General features: G+C 69.5%; 2 protein-coding genes. Both read left to right on the top strand.

From position 1 onward, the window contains the following. Positions 1 to 144: 144 nt before the first annotated feature. The gene (locus H7965_RS28795; RefSeq protein ID WP_186773939.1) at positions 145 to 1,533 is read left to right on the top strand and encodes an IS1380 family transposase; all 1,389 of its coding nucleotides are present in this window, start codon (positions 145 to 147) and stop codon (positions 1,531 to 1,533) included. A 632-nt stretch (positions 1,534 to 2,165) separates the two neighbouring features. Continuing rightward, positions 2,166 to 3,776 (top strand): hypothetical protein, encoded by a 1,611-nt coding sequence (locus H7965_RS28790; protein ID WP_186773938.1) that lies wholly within the window; start codon positions 2,166 to 2,168, stop codon positions 3,774 to 3,776. The last annotated feature ends 891 nt before the right edge of the window (positions 3,777 to 4,667 follow it).

The following is a 4,667-nucleotide window of genomic DNA, read 5'->3' as shown; positions in this document are numbered from 1 at the left end:
CAGCTTCTGGGATTACCTCGGCGCCAGGCTCGGCATCCCAGGCCAAGCCAGCATCCCGTACTTGCCCGACTTGGTCCGGCAGCGCTGCCAGCCCGCCTGACCACCACAGGTTTTGCCCCTCTTACGACGCAGGAGATATCCCCGATGCCGACGCAGTGTAGCCCGGCGCTGTTCGACTTTGCACCCGTCGAGGGCGGCCGCGTGGTGGCGTCCTTCGACGGGGGCGCGATCACCTCGAACGCCGGCGCGCTGCTGCTCGGCGCGACGGACCGGGCCATCAACATGGTCGGACGGTTCGCCGCCTGCTTCCGCGACGCCCGGATGCCGGAGCGGGTCGAGCACGACATCGCCACCCTGGTCGGCCAGCGCGTCTTCGGCATCGCGCTCGGGCACGAGGACATCGTGGACCACGACCAACTCCGCCACGATCCGGTGCTGGCGATCCTCGCCGGCAAGCTCGCGGCCCGGCGCAGCACCTGCGCGCCACTGGCCGGCAAGAGCACGCTGAACCGGCTGGAGCACGCGCCCGCCGGCGCGCCCGGCCGCTACCATCGCATCGGCCACGACGCCGCGGCCATCGAGGCGGTGTTCGTGGACCTTTTCCTCGAGGCCCACCGCAAGGCACCGCCCCGGCAGATCATCCTCGATCTCGACGCCACCGACATCCCGCTGCACGGCCACCAGGAAGGCCGGTTCTTCCACGGCTACTACGACGCCTACTGCTACCTGCCGCTCTACGTCTTCTGCGGCCGGCACCTGCTGGCGGCCAAGCTCCGCCGGGCCGGCATCGACGCCTCCGCCGGCGCTGTGGACGAGGTCGCGCGCATCGTCCGCCAGGTCCGCGCCCGCTGGCCGCGGGTTCGCGTGCTGCTGCGCGCCGACAGCGGCTTCGCGCGCGAGGCACTGATGGCTTGGTGCGAAGCGAACCGCGTCGACTTCCTCTTCGGCCTCGCCCGCAACGCCCGACTGGTCGAGGAGATCGCTATCGAGCTCGCCTGGGCCGAGCACGAGGCCAGCCGGACCGGCAAGCCGGCGAGACGCTTCCGCGACTTCCGCTGGTCCACTCTCGACAGCTGGTCGCGCCGGCGGCGCGTGGTCGGCAAGGCCGAGTGGACACGCGGCGAAGCCAACCCGCGCTTCGTCGTCACCTCGCTCAAGCCCGCCGAGGCCGATGCGCGCACCCTCTACGAGAGGCTCTACTGCGCCCGCGGCGAGATGGAGAACCGCATCAAGGAATGCCAGCTGGATCTCTTCGCCGGCCGCGCCTCGGCGGCCACCATGCGGGCCAACCAGCTGCGCCTGTGGTTCGCCTCCATGGCCTATGTCCTGCTCTGCGCGCTGCGCCGCATCGGCCTCGCTCACACCCAGTTCGCCGAGCCGACCTGCGGCACGCTGCGCCTCGCCCTGCTGAAGATCGGCGCCTACGTCCGCAGGTCGGTCCGCCGCATCAAGGTGGCCATGGCCTCGGCGCACCCCTTCCGCGACGAGTTCGCCCTCGCTCACGCGCGATTGGCCGCCGCCCCGGCGCCCTGACGACCCGGACAGCGCACAGCCGCCTTCGCCCCGAACACCGCTGCCCGGCGGGCGGCGATGGGCGCGCTCGGCCGCCGCCGGCAATGCCCGCCGATCCAGCGAACTCGACAGCCGACTTCATGCCTACCGCCGCCCGACTGCCCACCCGCGATCCGGCCCCAGTGAGAAGTCCGGGTTAGTACCCCAAAATGCCCATAACCATGTGGGTCAGAACTGCCACAAACAGGCCGATTGAAACCGCAATCAGCAGCAGATTGGCGCCGGGAGGTATGTGCAAGGGCATCAGCGGTCGCCGTTTCCAATTGCCCAAAATTGTATCCAAATATATATAATATTGATAAATCATCAATGCGAGAGTGCTACGAAACGACTGTGAGGTGAGTCTTATCGCGTGTGTGGATGCCCCCTGCGGGTTAAGGTGAAAGTGCGATGCTGGCAGGTGAGGCGTGCGCGGTAGAGCGCCAACGCAAACGGAGCGGTTGCCGTCCACGAAACACGCAAGCGGCAAGGGTTGAATGACAGCTTCTCCACCAGGGGGAGGGGCCGTATCCCTTTTCTCGCGGCCACTTACTCTGGCTATCGTGACGGCGCGCCACGCGACGTGGCGCAAAGACGAGCTGAGAGGAACCGCTATGCATTGCCGCCATCGCATTGCCGCCGTCACCTCGCTTGCCCTCGGCTTAGCCCTTGCCCCACCGCCGGCGGTGGCGCAGAGCGGACATGACCACGCCGCGCACGGCCCCGCTGCCCGCGTGCTCGGCAGCGTCAGCTTTCCTGTGCAGTGCAGCAACGAGGCGCAGGCCGCCTTCAACCGCGGCATGCTGCTGCAGCACTCTTTCTGGTACGAGGCCGCAAGCGAGGCATTCCGTGAGGCCCGCCGGGCGGACCCGGGCTGCACGATGACGCACTGGGGTGAGGCGCTTAGCCTGCTTACCAATCCCTACAGCCCACCCACCGCAGCCAACCTGCGTCAGGGCCGCACCCTGCTTGATGAGGCGAAGCGACTGGGCGCGCGCAATGAGCGCGAGGCGGCCTATGTCGAGGCGCTGGCGCTGGTTTTCGCCGGCGACGACCTGGCCCAGCACCGTGTCCGGCTCGGCGCCTACCGCGACGCGATGGCGCGGCTGCACCAGCGTTTCCCTGATGATTCCGAAGGGACGATCCAGTACGCGCTGGTGCTCGGCGTGGCGGCCTCGCCAACCGATAAGACCTACGCGGACCAGCTGCGTGGGGCCGAGCTTCTGGAGCACGAATGGCAGCGCCAGCCGGATCACCCCGGCATCGTTCACTACCTCATCCATCTCTACGATTACCCGCCGCTGGCCGGGCGCGGGATCCGCGCTGCCGAGCGCTATGCCGAACTGGCGGCGGACGCGCCGCACGCGCAGCATATGCCCTCGCACATCTTCACCCGCGTCGGGCGCTGGGAGGACTCCATCGCGACCAACCGACGCGCGGCCGAGCGGGCGGTGGTGGCGAACGACACGGAGCAGGAATTCCACGCCCACGACTACATGGTCTACGCCTACCTCCAGACCGCGCAGGACCTGGCGGCGCGGCGCGCGATCGACAGCGTGGGCAGGACGAACGCGGAGAGGCGCCAGGCGCACGCCTTCGCCTCCGCCGCGATGCCGGCGCGCTACGTACTGGAGCGCGGCGCCTGGGCCGAGGCTGCAACGCTGACACCGCGGCAGACGAACTTCCTGTTCACCGACGCACTGATCCACTTCGCCCGCGCCATCGGCTTGGCCCGCGCCGGGCGGCCGCAGGAGGGTACGGCCGACATCGAGGCGCTGAAGCGCCTGGCCGAGGCGCTACGGACCCGCGACGCCTACTGGGCGGAGCAGGTGGACATCCAGCGCCAGGTGACCGAGGGCTGGGCGGCCTTCGCCTCTGGCCGGCGCGAGGAGGGCTTGGCCACGCTGCGCGAGGCGGCTGAGCGCGAGGGACGGACGGAGAAGCACGTCGTCACGCCTGGCCCACTCGCTCCGGCGCGCGAACTGCTCGCGGAGGCGCTGCTCGAGGCCGGGCAGCACGCTGCGGCGCAGCGGGAGTTCGAGGCGGTGCAGCGCTCCGAGCCGCGACGCTTTCGCGCGGTGTACGGAGCCGGGCACGCCGCGGAACTCGCGGGCGACCGGGAGGCGGCGCGGCGGGCCTATGGGCAGCTGCTGGAGATCGCGGCGCAGGCCGACGCGCCGCGCCCGGAGCTGGCGGCGGCGCGGGCCTACCTCGGGCGGAACTAGGCCGTCCCCTACGGCTGCGCATATCCGCGTATGCGATGGAGTCGCCGGTTTGCCTGGGCCGAGTGCGTCGTGGGTGGCGTTCTTCAACCCTCCACGGCGCACTGTTGCGGGTGCGATGCGCCTTCCTCCTCGGCACGATGCTTGCTCGCATGCGCAGCGGAGCCAATGCTTTGTCTCCACGTCTTCCCGCGGCGCACGGAAGCGACACTGCCGGTACGCCGCAACGCTGGGGCTTCGCAGCGTTGATGTCCCATTAAGCCGCCATCGCTGGCTCTCCAGTGGGGGCTGTCTTAGCTCCCCGCCGATCGTCACCTCCGTGAAGGGCGGATTATCGCGGGTGAGGATTCTTCTATCTTAAGCGACACCGGAGAGTATCCGGGCTGCTGCCAGCAAGAAGGAAACCATGCCGCTCTGGCGGCAGGTCTTTGGCCGGCGGGGGCGGCCGTGACTCGGGCCGTCACTCCGCTGCTGGTTTCCGCCGCGGGCGTGCTGATGGGCAGCTCGGTCGGACTGGTCCCGCGGCTGGAGGCGCGGTCTTTCGGCGCCGCGGCAGTTGCCTTCCTAGCGGCAGGATGACCGAAGACGCCGCCCGCGACATGCTCCGCCATTGGCCGGCCGCCGACGTTTGACTGCGTGATTCGCGCCTTCGGCCGTTCCAGCCTGCGGCGGTCACACGCTACCCCACGGCGCTGCCGGTGAAATCCGCCACCAGGTGCAGCGGGCGCTGGCGGCGCTGTTCCGGGGCGCGGTGGGCAAGGACGTAGTGACCTGCCCCCACTTGGGGATCCACGGGTTATGAGAGACTTGACCCATGTTCTGGCTTGGCCGTCTGGCCCTGCCGGAGCGGAGCGTAGGCGGGGCCAGACGGCCAGGGCAACACCGCTTCCGGTG

The organism is Siccirubricoccus deserti (assembly GCF_014283215.1).
Classification (GTDB): Bacteria; Pseudomonadota; Alphaproteobacteria; order Acetobacterales; family Acetobacteraceae; genus Siccirubricoccus; species Siccirubricoccus deserti.
The sequence above is the reverse complement of the archived record's forward strand: the minus strand, read 5'-3'. Positions and strand labels throughout refer to the sequence as shown.

What these genes read in the sequence shown, in the direction of transcription:
- H7965_RS28790 (WP_186773938.1), top strand. Translation starts at nt 2,166, where the DNA reads ATGCATTGCCGCCATCGCATTGCCGCCGTCACCTCGCTTGCCCTCGGC.
- H7965_RS28795 (WP_186773939.1), top strand. Translation starts at nt 145, where the DNA reads ATGCCGACGCAGTGTAGCCCGGCGCTGTTCGACTTTGCACCCGTCGAG.